The organism is Pseudomonas sp. KBN10P06128 (assembly GCF_037574945.1).
GTDB lineage: Bacteria > Pseudomonadota > Gammaproteobacteria > Pseudomonadales > Pseudomonadaceae > Pseudomonas > Pseudomonas aeruginosa.
This window is the reverse complement of record NZ_JBBELR010000001.1, coordinates 1,164,293-1,188,307: the sequence shown is the minus strand read 5'-3', so window position 1 is coordinate 1,188,307 and position 24,015 is coordinate 1,164,293. Positions and strand designations below refer to the sequence as shown.

Annotated in this window: 22 protein-coding genes; 9 read left to right on the top strand and 13 right to left on the bottom strand. The window is 68.4% G+C overall.

Annotated features, from left to right (window positions below; translation table 11 throughout):
• The first annotated feature begins 142 nt into the window (after positions 1–142).
• From VQ065_RS05525 to tsiT, 6 genes are all read left to right on the top strand, one after another.
• The gene (locus VQ065_RS05525; protein ID WP_003093004.1) at positions 143–1,726 is read left to right on the top strand and encodes a peptide chain release factor 3; all 1,584 of its coding nucleotides are present in this window, start codon (positions 143–145) and stop codon (positions 1,724–1,726) included.
• 384 nt (positions 1,727–2,110) lie between these two features.
• Complete coding sequence (locus VQ065_RS05520) at positions 2,111–2,506, top strand: PAAR domain-containing protein (RefSeq protein ID WP_003093006.1); 396 nt, start codon at positions 2,111–2,113, stop codon at positions 2,504–2,506.
• A complete protein-coding gene (locus VQ065_RS05515; RefSeq protein WP_003093008.1) occupies positions 2,503–3,030 on the top strand; it encodes a DUF4123 domain-containing protein in 528 nt (175 codons plus the stop codon). The genes VQ065_RS05520 and VQ065_RS05515 overlap by 4 nt, the downstream gene beginning before the upstream one ends.
• Positions 3,023–3,406 (top strand): hypothetical protein, encoded by a 384-nt coding sequence (locus VQ065_RS05510; RefSeq protein ID WP_003093010.1) that lies wholly within the window; start codon positions 3,023–3,025, stop codon positions 3,404–3,406. The genes VQ065_RS05515 and VQ065_RS05510 overlap by 8 nt, the downstream gene beginning before the upstream one ends.
• On the top strand, positions 3,403–4,188 hold the full coding sequence (gene tseT, locus VQ065_RS05505) for a type VI secretion system effector protein TseT (RefSeq protein WP_023098454.1): 786 nt from the start codon (positions 3,403–3,405) through the stop codon (positions 4,186–4,188). The genes VQ065_RS05510 and tseT overlap by 4 nt, the downstream gene beginning before the upstream one ends.
• The gene (tsiT, locus tag VQ065_RS05500) at positions 4,185–4,904 is read left to right on the top strand and encodes a type VI secretion system immunity protein TsiT (protein WP_003093015.1); all 720 of its coding nucleotides are present in this window, start codon (positions 4,185–4,187) and stop codon (positions 4,902–4,904) included. The genes tseT and tsiT overlap by 4 nt, the downstream gene beginning before the upstream one ends.
• 95 nt (positions 4,905–4,999) lie before the next feature.
• Here tsiT and VQ065_RS05495 read toward each other — a convergent pair whose 3' ends face one another.
• The 10 genes from VQ065_RS05495 to moaC all read right to left on the bottom strand — a co-directional run bounded on the left by VQ065_RS05495 (position 5,000) and on the right by moaC (position 14,780).
• The gene (locus VQ065_RS05495; RefSeq protein WP_003093016.1) at positions 5,000–7,342 is read right to left on the bottom strand and encodes an endonuclease/exonuclease/phosphatase family protein; all 2,343 of its coding nucleotides are present in this window, start codon (positions 7,340–7,342) and stop codon (positions 5,000–5,002) included.
• Positions 7,343–7,378: 36 nt separating this feature from the next.
• Entirely contained in the window at positions 7,379–8,941 is a 1,563-nt protein-coding gene (locus VQ065_RS05490; RefSeq protein WP_003104245.1) for an alkaline phosphatase D family protein, read from the bottom strand.
• Between the two features lie 251 nt (positions 8,942–9,192).
• Positions 9,193–9,708, bottom strand: coding sequence for a ubiquinone anaerobic biosynthesis accessory factor UbiT (gene ubiT, locus VQ065_RS05485; RefSeq protein WP_003093018.1), 516 nt, complete (start codon positions 9,706–9,708; stop codon positions 9,193–9,195).
• Positions 9,702–10,592 carry a U32 family peptidase gene (locus tag VQ065_RS05480; RefSeq protein ID WP_003093019.1) on the bottom strand — a complete coding sequence of 297 codons (891 nt, stop codon included), beginning with the start codon at positions 10,590–10,592 and terminating at the stop codon, positions 9,702–9,704. Before VQ065_RS05480 ends, ubiT begins: the two co-directional genes overlap by 7 nt.
• Positions 10,593–10,603: 11 nt before the next feature.
• Entirely contained in the window at positions 10,604–11,599 is a 996-nt protein-coding gene (gene ubiU / locus VQ065_RS05475; protein ID WP_003093020.1) for a ubiquinone anaerobic biosynthesis protein UbiU, read from the bottom strand.
• Between the two features lie 114 nt (positions 11,600–11,713).
• Positions 11,714–12,937: a molybdopterin molybdotransferase MoeA gene (locus VQ065_RS05470; protein WP_014604022.1), complete on the bottom strand. Its 1,224-nt coding sequence runs from the start codon at positions 12,935–12,937 to the stop codon at positions 11,714–11,716.
• Positions 12,934–13,491, bottom strand: coding sequence for a molybdenum cofactor biosynthesis protein B (gene moaB / locus VQ065_RS05465; protein WP_003093023.1), 558 nt, complete (start codon positions 13,489–13,491; stop codon positions 12,934–12,936). The genes VQ065_RS05470 and moaB overlap by 4 nt, the downstream gene beginning before the upstream one ends.
• A 101-nt stretch (positions 13,492–13,592) precedes the next feature.
• Positions 13,593–14,045 (bottom strand): molybdopterin synthase catalytic subunit MoaE, encoded by a 453-nt coding sequence (gene moaE / locus VQ065_RS05460; protein WP_003093025.1) that lies wholly within the window; start codon positions 14,043–14,045, stop codon positions 13,593–13,595.
• Positions 14,046–14,049: 4 nt separating this feature from the next.
• Positions 14,050–14,301, bottom strand: coding sequence for a molybdopterin converting factor subunit 1 (gene moaD / locus VQ065_RS05455; protein ID WP_003093027.1), 252 nt, complete (start codon positions 14,299–14,301; stop codon positions 14,050–14,052).
• Positions 14,298–14,780 carry a cyclic pyranopterin monophosphate synthase MoaC gene (moaC, locus tag VQ065_RS05450; RefSeq protein WP_003093030.1) on the bottom strand — a complete coding sequence of 161 codons (483 nt, stop codon included), beginning with the start codon at positions 14,778–14,780 and terminating at the stop codon, positions 14,298–14,300. The genes moaD and moaC overlap by 4 nt, the downstream gene beginning before the upstream one ends.
• A gap of 217 nt (positions 14,781–14,997) precedes the next feature.
• Here moaC and VQ065_RS05445 point away from each other — a divergent pair, with 217 nt between their 5' ends.
• Together VQ065_RS05445 and VQ065_RS05440 are read left to right on the top strand one after the other, a co-directional pair.
• Entirely contained in the window at positions 14,998–15,426 is a 429-nt protein-coding gene (locus tag VQ065_RS05445) for an arsenate reductase ArsC (protein WP_003093032.1), read from the top strand.
• A 162-nt stretch (positions 15,427–15,588) separates the two neighbouring features.
• Positions 15,589–15,771: a hypothetical protein gene (locus tag VQ065_RS05440; protein WP_014604023.1), complete on the top strand. Its 183-nt coding sequence runs from the start codon at positions 15,589–15,591 to the stop codon at positions 15,769–15,771.
• 9 nt (positions 15,772–15,780) lie between these two features.
• Here VQ065_RS05440 and VQ065_RS05435 read toward each other — a convergent pair whose 3' ends face one another.
• Positions 15,781–16,557, bottom strand: a complete 777-nt coding sequence (locus tag VQ065_RS05435; RefSeq protein WP_003093036.1) for a CHAD domain-containing protein — start codon at positions 16,555–16,557, stop codon at positions 15,781–15,783.
• Positions 16,558–16,673: 116 nt separating this feature from the next.
• Entirely contained in the window at positions 16,674–18,065 is a 1,392-nt protein-coding gene (locus VQ065_RS05430) for a PhoH family protein (protein ID WP_003093038.1), read from the bottom strand.
• Between the two features lie 503 nt (positions 18,066–18,568).
• Here VQ065_RS05430 and copA1 point away from each other — a divergent pair.
• Entirely contained in the window at positions 18,569–20,947 is a 2,379-nt protein-coding gene (copA1, locus tag VQ065_RS05425; protein ID WP_003093042.1) for a copper-translocating P-type ATPase CopA1, read from the top strand.
• Between the two features lie 31 nt (positions 20,948–20,978).
• Here the strand turns inward: copA1 and VQ065_RS05420 are convergent, their stop codons facing one another.
• Positions 20,979–23,699: a LuxR C-terminal-related transcriptional regulator gene (locus VQ065_RS05420; RefSeq protein WP_003103006.1), complete on the bottom strand. Its 2,721-nt coding sequence runs from the start codon at positions 23,697–23,699 to the stop codon at positions 20,979–20,981.
• Between the last annotated feature and the right edge of the window lie 316 nt (positions 23,700–24,015).

Sequence of the window (24,015 nt, the reverse complement as noted above, 5' to 3'; positions counted from 1 at the left end):
TGCGACAAGTTCGCTGTCCACCGGCCATTCCATCGATCGCCGGATGACAGGCATCCCGACGCGCCGCGTTTTACCGCTATAATCCCGCGTTTTTCCGGGCCGTCCCGCGCCCACGCCAACGGATTCCAGCAGGCACGCATCCATGACCACTCAGGCCGCCGAAGTCGCGAAGCGCCGTACCTTCGCGATCATTTCCCACCCCGACGCCGGTAAGACCACCATCACCGAGAAGCTCCTGCTGATGGGCAAGGCGATCGCCGTCGCCGGTACCGTGAAGTCGCGCAAGTCCGACCGCCACGCCACGTCCGACTGGATGGAGATGGAAAAGCAGCGCGGCATCTCCATCACCACCTCGGTGATGCAGTTCCCCTACCGCGAGCACATGATCAACCTGCTCGACACCCCCGGCCACGAAGACTTCTCCGAAGACACCTACCGCACCCTGACCGCGGTGGACTCGGCACTGATGGTGCTCGACGGCGGCAAGGGCGTCGAACCGCGGACCATCGCCCTGATGGAAGTCTGCCGGCTGCGCGACACGCCCATCGTCAGCTTCATCAACAAGCTCGACCGCGACATCCGCGACCCCATCGAGCTGCTCGACGAGATCGAGGCGGTGCTGAAGATCAAGGCCGCGCCGATCACCTGGCCGATCGGCTGCTACAAGGACTTCAAGGGCGTCTACCACCTGGCCGACGACAGGATCATCGTCTACGTCCCGGGCCACGGCCACGAGCGCATCGAGACCAAGGTCATCGAAAAGCTCGACTCCGACGAAGCCCGTGCCCACCTCGGCGATCTCTACGACAATTTCGTCGAAGAGCTGGAGCTGGTGCAGGGCGCCTGCCACGAATTCGACAAGGACGCCTTCCTCAAGGGCGAGATGACCCCGGTGTTCTTCGGCACCGCGCTGGGCAACTTCGGCGTCGACCAGGTCCTCGACTGCATCGTCGACTGGGCGCCGCAGCCGCTGTCGCGCGCCACCCACGAACGCAGCGTGGAGCCGACCGAGGAGAAGTTCTCCGGCTTCGTGTTCAAGATCCAGGCGAACATGGATCCCAAGCACCGCGACCGCATCGCCTTCATGCGCATCTGCTCGGGCAAGTACGAGAAAGGCATGAAGATGCGCCACGTGCGCCTGGGCAAGGACGTGAAGATCGCCGACGCGCTGACCTTCTTCTCCTCCGAGCGCGAGCAACTGGAAGAGGCCTATGCCGGCGACATCATCGGCCTGCACAACCACGGCACCATCCAGATCGGCGACACCTTCAGCGAAGGCGAGAACTTCGGCTTCACCGGCATCCCGCACTTCGCCCCGGAACTGTTCCGCCGCGTGCGCCTGAAAGACCCGCTGAAGTCCAAGCAGTTGCGCCAGGGCCTGCAGGAACTGGCCGAGGAAGGTGCGACCCAGGTGTTCTTCCCCGAGCGCAACAACGACATCATCCTCGGTGCGGTGGGCGTGCTGCAGTTCGACGTGGTCGCCAGCCGCCTGAAGGAGGAATACAAGGTCGAGTGCGCCTACGAGGCGATCAACGTCTGGTCGGCACGCTGGATCGAGTGCGACGACGAGAAGAAGCTCAAGGAGTTCAAGGACAAGGCCTTCGAGAACCTCTCCGTGGACGGCGGCGGGCACCTCACCTACCTGGCGCCGACCCGCGTCAACCTCAGCCTGATGGAAGAACGCTGGCCGGACATCCGCTTCCGCGCGACGCGCGAGCATCACTGATCGCACGGGAGGAGCCAGGAACAGCCTCCCTGTCTCCTCCCCCGGCGGTCTCGGCGCAGGGCGGATAACCCTATCGCGGCTATCCGTCGCTCCAGCGCGGTATCGGCGGACAGCCCCTGCGCAGGCAAAGCGAACGCGACGCTGCGCGAAACGCCTCCTTCCCTCCTCCCAGGCTCCCCTCCCCATCGCGCCATCGCTCCGTACGCCTGCGCCTTTCGCAGGCGGGTGACGAGACTTCCAGGTAGGAAATCCCTTCAAGCGCAACCAGGCAAGGACGCGGTTGCCCAAGCCGTTTCCGAAGGTGCCTCCTGAGCAGTTCAGATAGGTTGTCCGCCCCCGAGTGGCACGGCAGAGTGCCAGGGTTTATCTCATAGGGACTTGAGCATGAGCGGCAAACCCGCTGCGCGCCTGGGCGATCCGACCGCGTGTCCGCTGCCGGGCCACGGCAGCAACCCGATCGTCGGCGGCTCGCCCGACGTCTTCTTCGACCATCGGTCCGCCGCCCGCCAGGGCGACGCCACCGCCTGCGGCGCCACCCTCAGCGCCAACGTCATCGCCAACGTACTGATCAACGGCAAGCCCGCCACCGTGGTAGGTAGCGTCGGCACCCACGGCAACCTGGTGGTCGGCGGCGCGGGCACGGTGCTGATCGGCAACAGCGGCGGCGGCGCACCCGCTCTCGCCCTCGCCCCACCGAAGCTGTGCCTGCAATGCCTGCTGCTGGCGGCACGCCGCAACCAGGCCCTGGTGCCCCTGGAAAGCCTCGGCGGCGCACCGTGAGCCGGCTCCAGCCGGCGCTCGCGGCGCCTACGCCGGACAGCCGCCTGTTCGCCCTGGCGGACGGCGCCCGCTACCTGACCCTGGACACCCGCCTGGAAAAGGCCGCGGGGGAAATCCGCTCGCGCTGGCTGCTGGCCGGGAGCGAGCTGGACGAAATCGCCCATGCCGGGCCGGTCCTGATCGAATTCATGGACAGCGCCTCGCTTTCGTCATCGGGCGAATTCCTCGGCTGGCTGCGCGACTGGGACCGCCGCTCGCCCATGACCTCCTGGCTGTGGAGCCGGGCGTCCTTCGAAAACCTCGCGAAACACTTCGCCGGGCTGCTCTTCACCCGCATGCCCGACGGCCGCCGGGCGCTGTTGCGCTACTACAGCCCGGAAGTGCGCCGGGCGCTGGAGCAGGTCATGACCGCGCGGCAATGGACGCAAGTGATGGCGCCGCTGGAGCGTTGGCAGGTCTGGCAGCCCCTGCAGGGCGGCTATCTCGTCTATGACCGGGAAACGGAGCGGACCGCCGATGCTTGAACTGGATGCCGGCCAACTGGATCGCCTGCAACGGGTCCGCGACGACGAAGTCATCGAGCGGGTCCTGCTGGAGGTACGCCGGGAGGCTCCCGCCTGGCTCGAACGACGCGGCCTGCTGCCCGCCATCCGGCAACTCGGCGAGCTGCGCACGACGGCGCTGGAACTGGGTATCGAAGAGCCCGGGACGATCGAACGCTTTCTCCTGCACGGCCTGGCCTTCCCCGGCTTCCAGGACACGCCGGCGTTTGTCGCACACATGCGCCGGCCGCTGGCGGACAGCCCGGAACAACGCTTCCAGGACTACGAACGGATCGTCGAGTTTCGCCTGGCCAGCCAGAAGTGGCGCGCGTACGAAACCTCGGGGAGACCGGCATGAGCGGCATAGGCGCGCTTTTCCGACCGCTGCCCCGCATGGGCCCGCGGCTGCCCTTCGAGCTACCCGCGCCGCCCCGGCCGCACTTGCCGATGCCGGCGCCGCGCCCGCTGCCGCGACCGGCCCCCGGCGCGCTGCCCAGGCCGGTACCGCGTCCGATGCCGGTGCCGCAGACCCTGCCCAGGACCGAGACCGGCACGCTGAGCCGCGACCGGACCCGGGAAGCCGAGCGCGATTGCAGCAAGAGCCAGGGCCGCGACAAGGACTGCGTGGAGTGCCCGCCGTCCCGGGGCGAAATGGCCATCGCCAATAACGGCAAGGGCCACAGCATGTCGGACCTGTCCGCGCGCTACCAGCAGTGGGTGACCAATTTCCCGTTTCCCCACGAATGGTTCTGGAGCGGCACCTGGTGGGACGGCTTCGACGAGCCGCGCTGCACCCTGCTGGAGGCGAAGGCCAACTACGCCTTCCTGTTCGTCCCGCTGCTCGGCGTGCCCAGGCCCTGGGCGCGGGCCAAGGTGAAGTCGGACCTGCTGCAGAAGGCCGAGGTCCACAGCGACAAGGCCCGACCGACCCCGCCGGTGGTCGTCGAATGGCACTTCCTGCAGCGGATCGTCTACGAGTACTGCGCCGCGGAGTACCTGCGCATGGGACTGGCCAACCTGAAGGCATTCTGGAATCCGATGCCGGGAACGGACGAGCACGACGACTACCAGGAAACCCGCGCGAAGGAACAGGAAGAGATGAAAAGGTTTTGCGAAGAGAACCCGGGGTATTGCGCATGACGGACGCCAAGGCTTTCAGGCGCTACATATTCGAGCTGTACTTCGATCCGGCACGGCTCCTCGAACTGGACGACGACCAGCACCTGCAACGGATAGAGCGCTTCCTCGATGCCCTCGCGCCCCTCCATCCGGTGCTGGAGAACTGGTACCTGTGCGGCGACTCCCTGCGCGATGCCCTCAGCCACAACGTCACCGAGCACCGCCAGGATCTCGCCAAGGCCCTGTCGCGTGACCGACGCACCCGGGCGGTGGAACTGGTGCTATGGAACGGCGAGGAGGATCCGCTCAAGGGCGGGTTGTCGCTGGACTACGAGGCCAGCGGCAGGGCCGTCTCGTCCAGGCTCCAGTTGGAAGATGCCGGCAGCCTGCTGCAAGTGTTCGACGCACCGGCTTCCTCCTTCGTCGCGATCTTCCTCGCGGCGCTGGAAATCTGGCCCGAAACGACCTGGGGCATGCTCGCTCCGCATGCGTACTTCGTACACCAGCGGACCTTCCCGGACCGCCGCAGCATCGGCTGGATCGGCTTCTGCCCGCATCCGCTAAGGGCCACGGACTTCCCGGCGGCTACGGAGCTGGTCGACATTCCCGGCCGTGGCACCCTGCTGCTGAACGGCCGCGAACCGATGGACGAAACCCGTCGCGAACATTTCGAGCGCGTCGGCGAAGCGGACATCAAGCTGATGGAACTGGGCTACCTGCCGCCGCTGCGCGGTTGACGACGTACGAACCTGGAGGGGCCTCCGTTCCGTGGGGCGAATACGCCACCGGCGTTATCCGCCGGTATCCCACCACAACGGGCGCTATCCGCTGCCTACCTGCGGTGCTTCTTCATCGCCACCCGGCGCAGGTCGATACCGATCACCACCGGGTCGTGGTCGGAGGCCCGGTACGGCTCGGCGTTGTACAGGCTGTCCTGCTGCCGAGGGGTCTTGAACTCGACGTTGTAGTCCAGCACCCGGGGCTCGTCGGCGTTGATGTGCCACTCCACCGCGCCGCGTACCTGGCGCGCCAGGCTGGCGTTGGCGAGGGCGTGGTCAAGGTAGCCGGACTGCCCGGAGAACACGTAGGAGTAGCCCTTTCCTGCGCCCGCCTGACGCGCCACCAGGTCGGTGTAGCCGGCGCCGCGGATGACGTTCACCGGGTCTTCCTTGGCATAGGAATTGAGGTCGCCGATGATCAGGCGGTCAGGTTCCTTGGCGCCCGTCGGATCGCCCGCCAGCCAGTCCACCAGGGCCTGGGCGGCGCGCGCCCGGGTCAGGTTGCAGTTGCCCTGGCCGTCGCCGGTGTCCGGGTCGCCGTCGCAGGCCGAGCCCTTCGACTTCAGGTGGTTCACCGCGATGGTCAGGCGTTCGCCGCCATTGATCTCCTGGAAGGTCTGGGCCAGGGTCGGACGGTTGCGGGTGTCGTCGAACTCCGGGTTCACCGAACTGTCGAGCACCGCCGCGGATCGATAGGTGCGGACCTTGTCGCCGCGATAGATCAGCCCCACGGCAATCTCGTCGCTGCCCAGCTTCGCCCGGTTCGGGTTGACGAAGGCATAGCGCTGGCCCTGGGGCAGGCTGGCGTTGAGGCCGTTGACCAGGTCGGCGATGGCGCTGAACTCGCCGTAGCCGTCGTTCTCGATCTCCATCAGGCCGACGATGTCCGCCTTCGAGGCGAGGATCGCCGCGACGATCTTCGCTTTCTGCCGTTGGAACTCCTCGACCGTGTTGGCTCCGCGCGAGGTGGGGAAACCGCCGCCCTTGCCATCGCCGTTGAAGTAGTTGAGCACGTTGAAGCTGGCCACCCGCAGGCGCCCTTCCACCGCCGGCTGGGCCGGACGCGGATTGGCCGCCTCGAAGGTCGGCGTCTGCAACGGCTGGATACGGTAGCTGCCGGCCGAGTAGTCGAGCACGCCGTCGATGGCGCTGGTGCGATCGCCGACGCGCAGGCTGTTGTAGGCGCTCAGTTCCGGCGCCGGGTAGCGGATCGGGTCGGGGTTCTGCCCGCTGCGGCCGTCGTCGAGGAGAATCCGGTCGAGGTCGTTGCGCGCCTGCATGGCCTTGGCCTGTTCGCCGGGAGCCACCACGTTGGTCGGAGTCATCTGGCGGCCGCCGGAGGACAGCAGGACCTCGCCGTAGCGGCCGAGGTTGTAGACCTCGTTGACGGTCAGCGTCTGGCGGAGCTGCACGCGCATGCCTTCGTAGCGCTCCAGCGCATCGGCGCTGGCCAGCGGCAGGCTGATGCCGGCCGGCGTCGGCAACGCCACGCCGCTCGCCAGGACGCTGACCTGCAGTGGCCCGACCAGCTCGGTGAGGCCGTTGAACTCGCGGATCTGGCCGGTCACCCGGACGCGGTCGCCGAGCTTGACGTCGCTGCCGTTGCCGCCGTCGTAGACGAAGATGCCTTCGGAGGTCGCCGGGTCGCCGTCCACCGTGGCATCTTCCTGCTGCACGTAGAAGCCCTTCAGCTCGCTGGCGTTCTGGAAGTCGCCGACCACCACGCCCTCGATGGCGACCCGCTGGTTCACCAGCGGACTTTCGGCGCCGGCGCCCTGCACCTCGTGGATCGGTCGCAGGCCGGCCTCCTCGCCGCCGCCGGGCTCGCCAGCGCCATGCTGGCCGAGGTTGGCGAAGGTGTCGCGCGGGTAGCCCAGCCATTGCGCCGCCGGGTCGAAGGCGTCGCTGGGATCGCTGTCGCCGTCGCGGATGTCGGCCTTGCGCACCAGGCTCCGGTCAAGGGTCTGCACATCGCCGCTGCCCCAGGTCGTGCCGTGGTTGAAGCCGACCTGGCCGAGGCTGTCGAGGATCTCGCCGCTGCGCCGGCGCAGCAGCACCGCATCGTTGCCATTGAACCAGCTGCCTTCCACCCGCTGGCTGGCCAGCGCCAGCAACGCCGGGTCGGCCACGCCGTTGGCAAGGACGAAGGTCTTGCCCGGCGCCAGGCTGCCGCTCAGGTCGATGCTGCGGCCCGCCGCGCTGGCGCCGTTGAAATAGAACTCGACGCGGTAGGCGGAGAGGTCGAGGACCTGGCTGCCGCTGTTGTAGAACTCCAGCGCCTTGTTGTTGCCGCTGCCTTCGACATACTCGGAGATGATCAGCTCGGCGGCGTTGGCCACCGGCAGGCCCAGCAGGGCCAGGCCGCCCAGCAGGGCGGCGTTACGCAAGAGGTGCATCGGGATACTCCTTTATCGGAATGGGGTAGCCGCGGCTCAGGCGCCGTCGGGCTGCAGTTCCTGGGAAAACACCGGCTCGCCGTCGAGGTCGCGCAGGGTGACGGTGAGCGCGCGGCTTTGCGCATCGATCTCCACCTCGCCGAAGAACTGGTAGCCGGCGAAGGGGGAACTGTTCTGGACCAGCGGGGCCTTCTGGAACATCACCTGCGGGCCGAACGTGCCATCCAGCGCGTTGGGTCCGAAACTACCGGCATTGAGAGGCCCGGCGACGAACTCCCAGAACGGCGCGAAGTCCTTGAACGCGGCACGCTCCGGGCTGTAGTGGTGGGCTGCGCAGTAATGCACGTCGGCGGTCAGCCAGACGGTGTTGCGCACCTCGGCGCGCTGGACGAAGCGCAGCAGGTCGGCGATCTCCAGCTCGCGGCCGAGGGCGGCGCCGTCGTTGCCGTTGGCGATGGCCTCCCAGCGGTCGCGACCCTGGGCGTCCTTGCCATCGGGCACGCAGAGGCCGATCGGCATGTCGGCGGCGATCACCTTCCACTGCGCACGCGAACCGCGCAACTCGCGCTTGAGCCATTGCAACTGCTCACGGCCGAGGAAATCGGTGGCGGCGCTGCGCCGCGCCTGCAGGTTGGCGCTGTTGCCGCCGCGGTAGCTGCGCATGTCGAGGACGAACACGTCGAGCAAAGGGCCGTAGGCGACCTTGCGGTAGATCCGCCCGTCGCGCCCCTGGCGCTGGAAGCGCAGCGGCGCGTATTCGAGGAACGCCTGGCGTGCACGGGCCGCCAGCACGTCGATGTCCTTCACCTGGTAGCGCTCGTCGAGCTGCTTGCTGGAGGACCAGTTGTTGGTGGTCTCGTGGTCGTCCCATTGCCAGATCTGCGGCACCTCGGCGTTGAAGCGGCGCAGGTTGTCGTCGAGCAGGTTGTAGCGGTAGTTGCCGCGGAACTCGTCGAGGGTCTCGGCGACCTTGCTCTTGGCCTCGGTCACCCGGTTGCGCCAGATGCGCCCGCTCTCGGTCTCGATGCGTTCGGGGATCGGCCCATCGGCATAGATGGTGTCGCCGCTGTGCAGGAAGAAATCCGGCTGGCGCCGGCGCATGGCTTCGTAGATACGCATGCCGCCGATATCCGGATTGATCCCGAAACCTTGCCCGCAGGTGTCGCCGCTCCAGACGAAACGGATATTGCGCGCCTCGCTCGGCGCACTGCGCAGGTGGCCGAACCAGGGCTTGCTCAGGCTGCCGTCGCGGGCATCCTCGAAGCGCACCCGGTAGAAGATCGACTGGTCGGCCGGCAGGCCACGCAGGTCGATGCGCGCGGTGTAGTCGAGGCGCTCGTCGGTGACCGGCGAGACCAGCCGACGCGGCTCGCTGAAGACGCTACGGGTGTCCCATTCGACGATCATCCGCGCCGGGCGGTCGGTGCGGCTCCAGACCAGCGCGCGGTCGCCCTGCACATCGCCGGATTGCACGCCATCGGTCAGCTTCGGCCGCGCCCTGGGCGAGGCGATCACCGCCGGCGCGCCCAGCGCCGGCAACAGCAGTCCAGCGCCCAGGCCTTGCACGACGCGACGGCGCTTGAGGTCCATCCCACTCATACCGGAGTTCTCCGCAGGCTTCACGAAGGTCCGGTTTACCGGGGCAAGTTGACAGGGGCGTTACGGGGACAGACAGGCTATCCGTTTGGTCAGGGGAAACGCCCATTCGCTCCGCGCCGCCCATGCGGCAACGAACCGGGCGTTGCCTCGCTGAAAAGAGCCTCAGTGAGTTTCAGGCTTCAGGGAATACACCCAATCGGAGGGGCGCGCCCAGCGACATTGGCGTCGCTATACGCCCCTTTCCACCGACCTCAGCCGCCCCGCGCCCCCTGGACCGGCCCCTGGGGCGCCTCGCCGCGCTCCTCCTGCACTGCCCGCCCGGCCCGTTCCACGGCGTTCCACAACCAGGGCGGCAGGTGCTCCGGGTCGAGGCTGTCGAGGAGGTTCTTGACCGCCAGGCCCAGCTCGGTGTCGCCCTCGATCACCAGGCGGCGGCGGAAGAACAGGGTATCCGGGTCCTCATGCCGGCTGGCCAGCAGCAGGAAGTCGCGCCAGTCGCCGCGGATGGTCACGCTGGCACGTGGCCGTTCGACCAGGCGCAGGCCGCCGGGCACCCGGGTGACGCACCAGCCGACGCCGAGGTCCCTGACTTCCAGGCGCAGCCAGCGACCTTCCAGCAGGTCGAAGGCGCCCTCCTCCAGCGGCTGGGCGAACAGCCGGTTGGCGACCCGTTGCAGGACCAGGTGCTGGAGCCCGCGCGGAACCTTCGCCGCCAGCGGCAACAGGCGTCCGGCGACGCCGAGGAGCAGGCGTTGGCAGTTCAGCATAGCCCTGCCTCCTCTGCCCGCAGCATCCCCGGCCGGCCGTGCCAGTAGCCGTTGCAGCCTTCCACGGCGAGCGGCGGAGCGGCACCCTTGCGTACCCGGTCGAAGGCCGCGATCACCTCGGCCATGCCCTGCGCCCGAGGGCTCAGGCGTAGCAGGTCGGCGCCGCTATGTTCCAGCGAGCGGTAGTCGGCCAGCAGGTTGCTGACCTTGCCGGACATGGTCTGGATGCCGTTGAGGGTGAACAGCGCCTCGCCCTCCTGGCTGAGCAGCGGGATACCTTCGGGATACTGCTGGCAGCAGAACTGGCAGTCGTCCTTGGGCCGGTTCTCCGCCCGCGCGGTGAAGCAGCGCGCCGAGTAGGCCAGCGGCAGGTGACCGTAGGCGAAGACCTCGGTCTGCAATTGCTCCAGGCCCAGCTGCGCAGCCTGGTCGAGCACCCCGCGCAGCAGCTTGCCGGAGACTTCCACCGGCGGAATCCAGCGGCGCATGCCCCAGGAATACAGTTCGGCCAGGGCATGACCGTTGTAGAGGTTCAGCGCCGGACCGCCGACAAAGGGCACGCCGCGCTGGCTGAGGTAATAGACGGCGGCCATGTCGTTGGCCTCGACCCGGAGTTCGCCGTTCTCGCATAGCCGGCGCAGGCTGGACAGCTCCGAAGCGGCCTCAATCAGCGCCAGCCCGGAGAGCACCAGCTCGGCACGGGTCGCCTGCGCCAGCTCGCGGGCCAGCGCCTGCCAGTCATTCAGGGACAGCGCCCGGCGCTTGGCGCAGACGGTCTCGCCGAGGTAGATGACGTCGAGCGGCTGGCTGGCCATCTCGGCGTAGAAATCGAATATCTGCCGCTTGTCCCAGTAGAACAGCAGCGGTCCCAGGCTCAGTTTCATCGCGGCGGTCCTCACTGCCAGGAACGGTGATAGGCGCCCAGGGTGGTCTGGTGCCCTTCGGAAAGTCCGGCCAGCGCGCGCTGCCATTGCGGCTGCACGCTATAGGCGCCCGGCGCGCTGGCGTAGCTGTCCAGCGCCTGGCGCCAGACCCGGGTGACCTGCTCGACGTAGGCCGGGCTGCGCTGGCGGCCTTCGATCTTCACCGCCGCCACGCCGATTTCCGCCAGTTGCGGGACCAGGTCCAGGGTGTTCAGGCTGGTCGGTTCCTCCAGCGCATGGAAGCGCTGGCCATTGACCAGGAAACGGCCCTTGCAGAGGGTCGGGTAGCCGGCCGCCTCGCCGGCGGCGTAGCGGTCGATGAGCACTTCGTTGAGGCGCGAGGTCAACCCCTCCGGTTCCTCGCTCCAGCGCACCGCCCTGGCCGGCGAACAGACGCCGCAGAGGTTCGGCGACTCGCCGGTGACGTAGGAGGACAGGTGGCAGCGGCCCTCGGCCATGATGCACAGGCTGCCGAAGGCGAACACCTCCACCGGCACCGGGCTACCGGCCGCCACCTGGCGTACCTGCGCCAGCGATAGCACGCGGGGCAGGACCGCGCGACGGATGCCGTAGCGTTCGTGATAGAGGGCCAGGGCCGCGGCATTGGTTGCCGAGCCCTGCACCGACAGATGCAGGTTGAGCCGCGGATGACGCTTCGCGGCATAGCCGAGCACCGCCACGTCGGCGGCGATCAACGCATCGACGCCGAGGTCGGCGGCCTGGTCCACCGCGCGCTGCCAGCGCTCCCAGCCCTGCGCGCTGGAATAGGTGTTGACCGCTACGTAGAGCTGCCGCCCGGCCTCGTGGACTCGCCGCAGGCCTTCCTGCAACTGGCGTTCGTCAAGGTTGAGGCCGGCGAAATGGCGGGCGTTGGTGTCGTCGCGGAAACCGACGTAGATGGCATCGGCGCCCTGTCGCAGGGCCGACTTCAAGGCGGGCAGGCTGCCCGCCGGACAGACCAGTTGCATGGGGTTGCTCCTCTGGCGAAAAACGCGCTCCGCGGCAGTGGGCAACCCCGGGGCACAGGCGCCACACTCTAGAAAGACGCTCCCGGTCGGCGCTTGACCGGGATCAAGAAGGCCTCAGGCCATCAGTGCGGAGAACGGCAGAAAGTCGATCGCATCACCCACGCCCAGGGTGGCGCCGCGCTCGATCACCGCCAGCCCGTCCGCCCAACTGGCGGCAAGCAGCATCGCCGAGCCCTGCTGCGGGTGGATTTCCACCCGCCCCCGTTCATCGAGCCGCGCCCGCAGGTACTGGCGACGCGCCCGCGGTTGCGGCCAGTCGAAGGCCGCCGGCAGCGCCAGCGGCCGCGGCACTACGTCGAACAGTCCCTGCTGGCGAAGCAGGAACGGACGCGCCACCAGCAATGCGGTGACCAGCGCCGCCGCAGGGTTGCCGGGCAGCCCCAGCCAGGGCTTGCCGGCCACGGAGCCGAAGGCGAACGGCTTGCCCGGCTGGATCGCCAGGCGCCACAGGTTGACCTCGCCAAGCTCGGCGATGGCGCGCTTGAGGTGGTCTTCCTCGCCTACCGAGACACCGCCGCTGGTGACCAGCGCGTCCCATTCGGAGGCCGCCAGGCTGAGCGCATCGCGGCTGGCCACCAGTTCGTCGGCGAGCACTTCCTCGTCGTGCACCTCGAAGCCGAGACCGCGCAGCAAGGCGCCGATGCAGTAATGGTTGGCGTTGTAGATCTGCCCGGCCAACAGTGTCTGGCCGGGCTCGCGCAATTCGTCGCCGCTGCTCAGCAGGCCGATGCGCAAGCGCCGACGCACCGAGACCGTGGCGACGCCGAGACTCGCCAGCAGGCCGAGTTCCTGCGGGCGCAAGCGCTGTCCGGCACGCAGCACCGGCGCGCCGCGACGCAACTCCTCGCCGCGCCGGCGCACATGCTGGCCGGCGCTCACCGGCGGCAACTGCACGCGCTCGCCGTCGACCACGCAGAGTTCCTGCGGCACCACGCAGTCGGCGCCGGTCGGCAGCGGCGCGCCGGTGAAGATCCGCGCCGCCTGGCCCAGCGGCAGGCTCATGCCGCGGGTGTCGCCGGCGGCGATCCGCGCGCCGACCGTCAGGCTGCCGCCGCTGCGCGGCAGGTCGGCGGAGCACAAGGCGTAGCCGTCCATCGCACTGTTGTCCCAATGCGGCAGGTCCATCGGCGCCAGCAGGTCCTCGCCGAGCACTCGTCCCAGCGCCCGCTCCAGGGCCAGGCTCTCGCAGGCTGGCGGGCGCGGCGCGCGCGCCAGCAGTTCGGCCAGCGCCTCGTCGAGCGGGCGCAGTTGGCCGCCATCGCAGGCGCAAGCGCTCACGAGCGGCACCCGCAGCCGGCCACCGGCGCCACGGCTGGCGGGGTCTTCAGGTGCGGGACGAAATTGCACGGGCGGGTGCGGCTGTCCAGTTGCGCCAGGAGAATCTCGTTCCAGGCGGTGCGACAGGCGCCCGGCGAGCCGGGCAGGCAGCACACCAGGGTACCGTTGCTGAGCCCGGCCAGCGCCCGCGACTGGATGGTGGAAGTGCCGATCTCGCGCTGCGAGACCTGGCGGAACAGTTCGCCGAAGCCCTCGACATCGCGCTCGAACAGCGGCCCGACCGCCTGCGGGGTGTTGTCCCGCGCGGTGAAGCCGGTGCCGCCGGTGATCAGGCCGACCTGTACCTCGGGGTCGGCGATCCAGGCCGAGACCACCGCGCGGATCTGGTAGATGTCATCGGTCTTCAGGCTCCGCTGGTGCAGGCGATGACCGGCGGCCAGCAGCGCGTCGGCGAGGGTCTGGCCGGAAGTATCGGTTTCCAGGGTACGGGTGTCGCTGACGGTGAGGATGGCGATGTTCAGCGGCTGGAAGGTGGAGGTGGCCAGGTGGCTCATGGAAGGGGGTCCTAGGAACGGGCGATGCCTCAGCCTGAACCGCGGGCCCCCGGCTGGCTATTCCTCCGAAGAGGTAAGCCGGCGGCGCGAGGAGGTAGACGTCACTCCTCCCAGCGCTGCGCGGCGGCCTGGTCGCTGCAGCGGCCTTCGACCCAGCGCGGGCCTTCGGCGGTGTCTTCCTTCTTCCAGAACGGCGCGCGGGTCTTCAGGTAGTCCATGACGAAGTTGCAGGCGTCGAACGCCGCCTGCCGGTGGGCGCTGGCGCAACCGACGAAGACGATCGGCTCGCCCGGCTCCAGGCGGCCGATGCGGTGGAGGATCTCCAGGCGCAGCAGCGGCCAGCGCTGCCCGGCCTCGGCGGCGATCTTGCCGAGGGCCTTCTCGGTCATGCCCGGATAATGTTCGAGGAACATCCCGCCGACCTCGCGACCGTCGTTGAAGTCGCGCACGTAGCCGACGAAGCCGACCACCGCGCCGATGCCGACGTTCTGCGCATGCAGGGCGTTAAGCTCCTGCCCCGGATCGAAAGCTGCCTGCTGGACGCGGATGGCCATGGGTTCAACCTCCGGTGACGGTGGGGAAGAAGGCGACTTCGTCGCCGTCCTGCAACGGCTCGTCGAGGCCGCACAGTTCCTGATTGCGCGCACACATCAGGTTCTGCTCGCCGAGGGTACGCTCCCAGGCCCCGCCGCGCTCCACCAGGAGCTGGCGCAAGGCGCCGAGGGTCGCCAGCCCGGCGTCCCAGTTCAACTGCTCGCCGTCGATGCCGAGGGCTTCGCGGTAACGGGCGAAATACTGCACGCGGATCATGCCTGCCCTTCCTCCTCTTTGCGGTAGTGGCCGCTCTTGCCGCCGAGCTTCTCCAGCAACTGGACCTGCTCGATGACCATCCCGCGGTCCACCGCCTTGCACATGTCGTAGATGGTCAGGGCCGCGACGCTGGCGGCGGTGAGCGCCTCCATCTCCACGCCGGTCTGCCCGGCCAGCCGGCAACGCGCGCGGATGCGCACGGCGTCCGGCGCCTCGGCCTGCAGTTCGAGCTTGACGCTGGTGAGCAACAACGGATGGCACAGCGGGATCAGTTCGTGGGTGCGCTTGGCCGCCTGGATGCCGGCGATCCGCGCCACGGCGAAGACGTCGCCCTTGGGATGGCCGCCGTCCTGGATCAGTTGCAGGGTTTCCGGGCGCATGCGCACCACGGCCTCGGCCGTGGCTTCACGGGAGGTCACGGCCTTTTCCGTGACGTCGACCATGTTGGCGCGGCCCTGGGAATCGAGATGGGTCAGCACGTGGGTGCTCCTGATGGAAGGTACTGGCCAGTCATTGTAAGCCCTGGGACGCGAGCGGGGATGGTTTGGCCGGATTCTGAAGGGGAATGATTGTATACAGAAAGAGGTATGCCCTCGTTGGCGAATGACCACCCGGTGAAATTTTCCTGACAGCCCTGCCGGTCCGTGACGATCGGACTAAGATCGCAACAGGCTTCCCGCTCCGGAGAACGGAAAGATGACGGACCGACTGCGCGTACTCTTCGTCTGTATCGCCAATGACGCCCGCTCCCTGATCGCCGAGGCCATCCTGCGGCACACCGACGGCGAACATTTCGCCGCGTTCAGCGCCGGCGTGCGCCCCGCTGGCGTCGACCCGCGCACCCTGAGCGTGCTCGAACACGCCGGCATCCCGACCCAAGGGTTGAGTAGCAAGCCGCTGGAGACCTTCGCCGGGGAGTCCTTCGACTATCTCATCGACCTCTGCGACAAAGACACCGACGAACTCGCACAGTTGCCGCACTCCGCCCAGACCCTCGCCTGGAGCTGCAGCGACCCGACCCTCCAGGAAGGCCTGGAAGGATTCAGCCATGTCCTGCAGGAGCTGAACGACCGGGTACGGCTGTTCCTGGCAGTGAAGAACCGCCCCCATGGGGAACGCTCCTGAGCCGCGCCACCAGCGACGCCCCAGTCGCCGTGCCTCCCGGCGACCTGCCAGTCCTGACAGGTAGATGAAGGTTTGATGACGACGTCGAGAAAGCTCGACTAGCGTTGGTCAATACCTATACCGCGCCGGGAGCGCTGGACAGGGCCCACAGGGAGGTGCCCCATGCAACTGCGAATGCCCCCTTCGACCAAGGGCGGATGGATCATCCAGGTCGGCGCCTATCGCATCCCCTTCCATACCGAACGGGAAGGTCGGGAATATCTGCGCAAACTGCGCGAGCGGATCGAAGTCCCCCACGCGCTGCCCGGTTCGCCCAAGCCCCGGATAATCCGCCAGGCCAGGTAGCCGACCCGCTCAGGTGCGGCCGATGGCTTTCCCCAGCAACCTGGCAAGGCGCCGAACGGGTTCCTCGGCCCGGTCCAGGGCGGCGGCCTCGGACCTGCGCCATTCCGCGCTCAGGGGGCGCAGGTCGGCCTGCTCTTCGGCCCTGAGGCACCATTGCTGGTGGTCGTGCCAATCCCCCAGCATGGTCTGTAGCGTTTTCAGCGTGTCGAGCACCTTTCCCGGCAGGGGGCAGAGGTCCGGGTAGGCCTCCTGCGAATAACGTGCGCGCTTCACCAACAGGCGGATGTCGTGAAGATCGTGTCCGGGATCGTCGAGCGCCGCCAGCAGCTTGCGCAACTGGTGCCTGATTCGCTTGCTCGCCTCCGCCTCGAGATCGTCGAGGCGACCTTCCGTCATCGCCCGCCGGACACCGTCCGGCCAGGCGTCCAGCGCGTCCAGCAAATCCTTGATCTGTGGACTGCTCCCTGCCTGCCGATACCAGCGGAGCACCGCCTGCCTGCGCAGCGAAGCCGGAATCAGCAGGCCATGGCGCTCCAGCTCGGCCGCCATCACTTCCATGTCGCGGATCGGATTGGTGGCCTGCCCGAGGGCTTTCGCCGCGCGATCCAGGTCCTCGGCCAGAGCCCCCAGGCGCAACGGTTTCAACAGGCTGCGCAGGCGCCTGGCGGCGACGCGCAGATCGTGCAGCGCTTCCGGGTCGGTGCCCTCGACGATCCTGGCATAGGCATGCATGACCTCGACTTCGAGGCCGGAAACGGTGCGAATCACGGATGCGGCGAAAGCCATGCGGCGGACTCCCGGAACTGGGGCCCGAAGTCTAGGACATGTTGCAGATCCGTGAACGCCAGCCGCTGCGCCCGGCTCGAGGCCGGGCGCAGCGCAACGCCTGCGACGCCGCGTGGTTACATATGCGCCTCGGCGTACTCCGCCAGCACCGAGCGCGGCACCCCTTGCAGGGTCACGTGCACGCCGTGGGGGAAGTCCTTGAAGCGTTCGGTGAGGTAGGTCAGGCCGGAGCTGGTGGCGGACAGGTAGGGCGTGTCGATCTGCGCCAGGTTGCCCAGGCAGATCACCTTCGAACCGCTGCCGGCGCGGGTGATGATGGTCTTCATCTGGTGCGGCGTGAGGTTCTGGCATTCGTCGATGAGGATCAGGCTCTGCTGGAAGCTGCGCCCGCGGATGTAGTTCAGCGACTTGAACTGCAACGGCACCTTGCTGAGGATGTAGTCGACGCTGCCATGGGTGCATTCGTCGTCCATGTGCAGCGCTTCGAGGTTGTCGGTGATGGCGCCGAGCCAGGGCTCCATCTTTTCCGCCTCGGTGCCGGGCAGGAAGCCGATGTCCTCGTCCAGGCCCTGCACGCTGCGGGTGGCGATGATGCGCCGGTAGCGCTTGCTGACCATGGTCTGCTCGATGGCCGCGGCGAGCGCCAGGATGGTCTTGCCGGAACCGGCGGCACCGGACAGGTTGACCAGGTGGATGTCCGGGTCGAGCAGCGCGTACAGCGCCAGCGACTGGTACACGTCGCGTGGCCGCAGGCCCCAGGCTTCCTGGTGCAGGAGCGGCTCCTGGTGCAGGTCGAGGATGGTCAGCTCGTCCTGCTGGATGCCCTTGATCCAGCCGACGAAGCCCTGTTCGTCGACGATGAACTCGTTGATGTGCACCGCCGGCAGGTTGTCGGTGAGCTGCACGCGATGCCAGGTACGGCCGTGGTCCTGGCGGGTCTCGACCTTGCTCACGCGGTCCCAGAAAGAGCCGGCGAGGGAATGGTAGCCGCGCGACAGCAGGGCCACGTCGTCGATCAGTTGGTCGGTGTGGTAGTCCTCCGCGTCCACCCCGCAGGCGCGCGCCTTCAGGCGCATGTTGATGTCCTTGGTCACCAGCACCACGCGCACGCCGCTGTGGCGGCTCTTCAGCTCGACCAACTGGTTGATGATCTTGTTGTCGTTGAGGTGCTCCGGCAGCCAGGTGATGGGCTCGGCACGCTTGCTCATGAGGATCGACAGGCTGCCGCTGGGGCCGTTCTTGCCACGCTGGATCGGAACCCCTCCCTCGACCTGCTCGGGCGTGGCCTCGCCGAGTACCTGGTCGATCAGGCGGATGGCCTGGCGGCACTCGGCGGCGATGGTGTGCTTTCCGGTCTTCAGCTTGTCCAGCTCTTCAAGCACCGTCATCGGGATCGCGACGCGGTGTTCCTGGAAGTTCAACAGGGCATTCGGATCGTGGATCAGGACATTGGTATCGAGGACGTACAGGGTGGGCTGGGTGGGGCGGGAACGTCCGTGGTCATCCATACGCGATCACCTTCTGCTAAGGGCCTGGCGACGGAATGCCGGGTCGGCGCTCCGCCGGGGGGCGAGCCGCCTTCTCTCTTCCGGTGGGGAGAGCCTGACAGCAGAGGTGAGGGCCGGGGCCGCCACCTGTGCTGCAGGGTTCGGCGGTCTACGGTTCCACAAATACCGCAAAAAATATGACGGTAAAAAGTACTTTTCGTCATCAGCAGGTTTTTTTTCCGCAAGCGACGAAATACCTTGGCGCAGCCCTTCGCGAGGTCTAGTGTTATCGGTCCCACCCCTGTGAAAACCCTGCGCTTTTCCGTGCCGCAACGGTTTTCCAGCGCCATTCCCCCTCCCCCCTGCTCCTGCGACATAAAGCCGCCACTGCGCCCTGCGCCGCCTTCCTGTATGAATCCGGGGCTTGACCTTGACACGATGTCAAGGCTGAACCTGGCGACAGATCTCACCGGCGCCTCCCAGGGCGTCTGCGGTGCCACTTCTGTCCATTCCAAGGAGGACTCATGAACAGCGCCACGCTAACCGAGCTCGATCTGCCGGTCAGCGGCATGACTTGCGCGTCCTGCGCCGGCCGTGTCGAACGAGCCCTGAAGAAAGTGCCCGGGGTCGCGGCCGCCTCGGTCAACCTGGCCAGCGAGCAGGCCCGCGTGCAGGCCCCGGCGGACAGCCTGCCGGCCCTGGTGGCGGCGGTCGAGCAGGCCGGCTACCAGGTTCCGGCGCGCAGCCTGGAACTGTCCATCGAGGGCATGACCTGCGCCAGTTGCGTCGGCCGGGTCGAGCGGGCGCTGAAGAAGGTGCCCGGCGTACGCGAGGTCAGCGTCAACCTGGCCAGCGAGCGCGCCCACCTCGAGCTGCTCGGCGCCGTGGACAGCCAGGCCTTGCTGCAGGCGGTGGAACAGGCCGGCTACAAGGCCCGCCTGCTCGACGCGGGGCAACCACGCCAGGACGATGCCGAGCGCCGCCTGCGCCGCGAACGCTGGTGGGTGATCGCCGCGCTGTTGCTGGCGTTGCCGCTGGTGCTGCCGATGCTGGTGGAATGGGCCGGCCTGCACTGGATGCTGCCGCCGTGGGCGCAGTTCCTCCTGGCGACCCCGGTGCAGTTCGTCATCGGCGCGCGCTTCTATGTCTCCGCCTGGCGCGCGGTGAAAGCCGGCGCCGGCAACATGGACCTGCTGGTCGCCCTCGGTACCAGCGCCGGCTACGGCCTCAGCGTCTACCTCTGGCTGACCGCCCCGCCCGGCCACATGCCGCACCTCTACTTCGAAGCCTCGACCGTGGTGATCGCCCTGATCCTCCTCGGCAAGTACCTGGAAAGCCGCGCCAAGCGCCAGACCGCCAGCGCCATCCGCGCCCTCGAGGCGTTGCGCCCGGAGCGCGCGGTGCGCCTGCGCGACGGTCGCGAGGAAGAGGTGGCGATCGCCGAGTTGCGCCTCGGCGACGAGGTGGTGGTGCGTCCCGGCGAACGCTTCCCGGTGGACGGCGAGGTGCTCGACGGCAGCAGCCACGCCGACGAGGCGCTGATCACCGGCGAGAGCCTGCCGGTGCCCAAGGCTCCCGGCGACAAGGTCACCGGCGGCGCGATCAACGGCGAAGGCCGCCTGCTCCTGCGCACCACCGCGCTCGGCGGGGAAACGGTGCTGGCGAAGATCATCCGCCTGGTGGAAGACGCCCAGGCCGCCAAGGCGCCGATCCAGAAGCTGGTGGACAAGGTCAGCCAGGTCTTCGTCCCGGTGGTGATCCTCATCGCGCTGGTCACCCTCGGCGCCTGGCTGGTCGCCGGGGTCGGCCTGGAGCAGGCCCTGGTGAACGCCGTGGCGGTGCTGGTGATCGCCTGCCCCTGCGCCCTCGGCCTGGCTACCCCGACCGCGATCATGGCCGGCACCGGCGTGGCCGCACGCCACGGCATCCTGATCAAGGACGCCGAGTCCCTGGAAGTCGCCCATGCGGTCACCAGCGTGGCCTTCGACAAGACCGGCACCCTGACCTCCGGGCGACCGCAGATCATCCACCTCGGCGGCGACGATCAGGAGCAGCTGCTCAGGCTCGCCGGCGCCCTGCAACGCGGCAGCGAGCACCCGCTGGCCAAGGCCGTGCTCGAGCGCTGCGCCGAGCGCGACCTGGAGGTTCCGCCGGTGAACGCCAGCCAGGCCCTCAGCGGTCGCGGCATCCAGGGCGAGGTCGAGGGTCGCCGGCTGGCCCTGGGCAACCGCCGCCTGCTCGACGAGCAGGAACTCAAGCCCGGCGCGCTGGCGAGTGCCGCCGCGGACTGGGAGGCCGAGGGCCGCACCCTGTCCTGGCTGCTGGAACTGGCTCCGGAGAAACGCGTGCTCGGCCTGTTCGCCTTCGGCGACAGCCTCAAGGACGGCGCCGCCGAAGCGGTGGAGGCCCTGCGCGGACGGGATATCCACAGCCATCTGATCACCGGCGACAACCGCGGCAGCGCGGCGGTGGTGGCCAAGGCCCTGGGCATCGACGACGTACACGCGGAAGTGCTGCCGGCGGACAAGGCCGCCACGGTCGCCGAGCTGAAAGGCCGGGGCCGGGTGGTGGCGATGGTCGGCGACGGCATCAACGACGCCCCGGCGCTGGCCGCCGCCGACGTCGGCATCGCCATGGGTGGCGGCACCGACGTGGCCATGCACGCCGCCGGCATCACCCTGATGCGCGGCGACCCGCGCCTGGTGCCGGCGGCGCTGGACATCTCGCGGCGGACCTACGCGAAGATCCGCCAGAACCTGTTCTGGGCCTTCATCTACAACGTGATCGGCATCCCGCTGGCGGCCTTCGGCCTGCTCAACCCGATGGTGGCGGGCGCGGCGATGGCCTTCTCCAGCGTCAGCGTGGTCGGCAACGCCCTGCTCCTGCGACGCTGGAAGCCCTGAGCCAGCACGCCAGGCACATGGGGTGGCGCGCCTAGCGCAACAACCCCATGTGCTTGGCCCGCGCCACCGCCTGGGTGCGGCGCTCGACGCCGAGCTTGTCGTTGATATGGCGGGCGTGGCTCTTCACCGTATGCAGCGAGATGAACAGCCGCTCGCTGATCTCCTGGTTGGACAACCCCTGGGCGATCAGCTCCAGCACCGCCAGTTCGCGCCCGCTGAGCACCTCGCCCGCACTGCCCGCGGGCTCGGCGGGCGGCTCCGGCAACAGCGCGCGCATGCGCTGGGCGCCGGGACAGGCAGGGAAGCGCTGCAACTGTTCGCGCAACCATTCCGGCTGCTGCACGAGCAATTCGTGGAGCGGCAGCAAGGCTCCGCCGACTGCGCCCTCCATGGCTTGTTGCAGGGTCGCCAGCGCCTCGCGCTCGCGGCCCTGCTCCAGATGCAGCGCGGCCAGTTGGCCGAGGGCCAGGCGAGCCGGCAGCAATGCGCCGTTCTCCCGCGTCGAGCGGGCCAGCCGATCCAGGCGCCGGGCGGCTTCCTCCGGGCGTCCTTCGCGGCGCTCCAGGCCGGCCTGGAGCAACTCCACATGCAGCGGCAGCAGCGGGCTGCATTCCGGCGGCGTGGCCGCCTGCCCGCCGTAGGTGCCGCCCAGGCGCTGTAGCCAGACGCCGGCCAGTTCGGTCTGGCCCTGGGCCAGCCAGAGTTCGCACTTGATCAGGGTGATCGCCGCCAGGTAGTAGATCGGCGGGATATCCCAGGCATGCATCAGCCGCTCGACGTCGCCAAGCCGGGCGAACGCCGCCGCGTAGTTGCCCAGGCGCCCTTCCAGGCTGGCCAGGACGCAATAGCCGATCACCAGGCTGACATCCCGGCAACTGCGGGTTTCCTCGATTCCCTGCTTGATCCATTTGCGCGCTTCGTCCGGCTGCAGCGCCAGGCTGCGCAGGTAGCCGCGGTACAGCAGGAGCCGCCCGCGCACCGCGTAGCGGCGTTGCGCCGGCAGGTGCTGGAGGCGTTCCAGGCCCTGGCGCACCTCCTCCTCGGCGCGCGCCACCTCGCCGCGCGCCTGGAGGACGCGGGCGCGGTCGTAATGGACCAGCGCCTCGAACAGCGGGTTGCCGTAGCGCTGGGCGAACTCCAGGGCGTCGCGGTTGTAGTTGCGCGCCTGCCAGAAGTCGCCACGGGTCACCGCCAGGTTGCTCAGCGTCGACAGGCATTGCAGGCGAGTGCCGTAGCGCTCCCCGGCGAGGTCCTGCAAGGCCTCGCGGCAGTGCGCCTCGGCCTTGTCGATGTCGCCGCGGCCGCGCGCGATCACCCCGCTCAGGGCCTGCCACTGGGCCAGCAGGTCGCGCTGCGCAGACTCGTCCGGCGCCGGCAGGAAACGCGCCAGTTGGCCAGCCAGCTCTTCCGCGGCATCCAGCTGGCAGGCCAGCGCCAGCGCCCAGCCGTACAGCAGGATCAGGCGCGGCGTGCTCGCCAGGAGGCTGTCCGGCAGGTCCATCTTCCAGCGCAGCAGGGTGGCGATGTTCTGCTCCGCCAGCAGTTGCTCTTCCGACAGGTTCTGCACCAGGCTCGCCGCCACGTCCGGCTGGCCGGCGCGCAGCGCCTGTTCCACCGCCTGGTCGAGCAGGCCATGGCGGCTGAACCAGCCGCAGGCGCGCAGGTGCAGGGAGCCGGCGGACGGACCGAAGTCGGGCAAGGGACGCGCCAGCAGCAGGTCGGAGAACAGGTGGTGGTAGCGGAACCACTGGCCGTTTTCGTCCAGCGGCACGAGGAAGACCTGGTGCTGCTGCAGGTGGTCGAGGATCGCCGCGCTGTCGCCGGCCTCGCGCACGGTATCGCAGAGTTCGGCGCAGAAGCGCTCGAAGCGCGCGGTCTGGGCGAGGAACGCCTGGACCTCGGGCGGCTGCCGCTCGATCACCTCCTCCAGCAGGTAGTCGCGGATCAGCTCGTCGGCGCCGTGTACCCCGGGACTGACCTGCTCCTCTGGATCGCCGCGCGCCAGCAGCCAGAGGCGCAGCCCGGCGACCCAGCCTTCGCTGCGCTCGAGCAGCGCGTCCAGCGCGTCCTCGTCGAGTTCGAGGCCGCTGGCGGCCATCAGCGCCCCGCTCTCCTCGGCGGTCAGGCGCAGGTCCTGTTCGCTGAGTTCGAGCAATTGCCGCGACAGGCGCAGGCGCGCCAGGTGCCAGTCCGGCCGCTGCCGGCTGGTGACCAGCAGCACCAGGCCTTCGGGCAGGTGGTTGAGGAGGAATTGCAGGCAGCGGTCGAGCACCGCGCCCTGGGCCAGGTGGTAGTCGTCCAGCACCAGCAGCAGGGGACGCTGCGGGTCCAGGCAGGGGGCGAGTTCGTCGAGCAGGTCGTCGAGCCAGGTCTCGAAGGCGAACGGCTGGTGGCGCTGGCGCATCTTCAGCAGGCCGAGGGCCTCTTCGCCCAGGGTCGGGTGGTACTGTCGCAAGCCATCGAGCAGGCGTTCGAGGAAACGTCCGGGATCGCTCTCGCGGCTGCTTAGTCCCAGCCAGAGGCTCTGCCAGCGCGGGTCGAGGCTTTCGCAGAACTCGATGGCCAGGGAACTCTTGCCAAATCCGGCGGGCGCGGCGATCAGCAGCAGGCGACCGTCCAGTCCGTCGCGCAGTCGACGGCAAAGACGCGGGCGCGCCACATGGGCCGACGGCAGCGGGGGGCGGAAAAAGCGGTTGGCCGTCGGCAGGACGGCGGATGGAGTGCCCGAGAAGGTACGCGAGAAGTCAGTCATCACCCGGTTTCTTGGTTTATGTATGGGGCGTGAACGCTCCGGAGACTAACCACAAGTGATGGCTATTTGAAGCACTATCCATCGGCTCGGACGAAATAGCGCACCGGCGCTTCAGCTCGATAACCAAGGAAAGACCGGTTTCCCGGCGCGGTCCAGGCGCGGCAAACGTTTCCCGGCCACACAGGTGCCCGCCGGGAGGATGGCGACGACGGAATCCGCGGGCGAGGTGGGAAAACACTTTGTAATGAATTGACGGCCGGAGCGGCAGCGCCACCCGCGAAAACGAAGAAACCGGCACAAGGCCGGTTTCTTCGTG